The sequence below is a fragment of the Acinetobacter sp. NIPH 2699 genome, assembly GCF_022549355.1.
GTDB lineage: Bacteria > Pseudomonadota > Gammaproteobacteria > Pseudomonadales > Moraxellaceae > Acinetobacter.
Genome location: NZ_JAKZGL010000035.1, coordinates 1 through 770 on the forward strand (window position 1 = coordinate 1; position 770 = coordinate 770).

The following is a 770-nucleotide window of genomic DNA, read 5'->3' on the forward strand; positions in this document are numbered from 1 at the left end:
GTGACGATTGATGATGTATTGACCAATGACAGTACGCCTGCATTGAGCGGTACGATTGATGATCCGACAGCGACGATTGTTGTGACTGTAGATGGTGTTGACTATCCAGCGACCAACAATGGCGATGGTACGTGGACCTTGGCAGATGACAGCTTGGCAGCGCTTGCAGATGGTGACTACACGGTAACAGTGACAGCCACAGATGCAGCAGGTAACGAAGGTAGCACTACAGGTACGATTACCATTGATACCGTTGCTCCAAATGTCGTAGTGGATGATTTTATAACTAATGATTCAACTCCTGCATTGAGCGGTACGATTGATGATCCGACAGCGACGATTGTTGTGACTGTAGATGGTGTTGACTATCCAGCGACAAACAATGGTGATGGTACATGGACTCTCGCTGATGATAGCTTGGCAGCTTTAAATGAAGGGGCTAATACAATCACTGTGTCTGCAACAGATGAAGCAGGAAATATTGGAACTGATACAGCTACTATCACTTTAGATACAGTAGCCCAAGACTTGATCACAGCAATCACCTTGCCAGAAGACCTGAATGGTGATGGCATCTTGAATGCAGATGAACTCGGTACAGACGGTGTATTTGATGTCCAAGTTGGTTTAGGACCAGATGCAGTGGATGGCACTGTAGTGAATGTGAATGGCACAGACTACACCGTGACAGCCACAGATCTTGCCAATGGCTTCATTACCGCGACCCTTGATGCAAGTACAGCAGATCCAATCACAGGTGAAATCGTGAT

1 protein-coding gene is annotated in these 770 nt (G+C 46.6%); it reads left to right on the forward strand.

What is annotated here, in order from left to right; translation table 11 throughout:
• Positions 1-770 (forward strand): Ig-like domain-containing protein (locus MMP72_RS15760; RefSeq protein ID WP_241406213.1); only part of this gene is annotated, 770 nt, incomplete at both ends.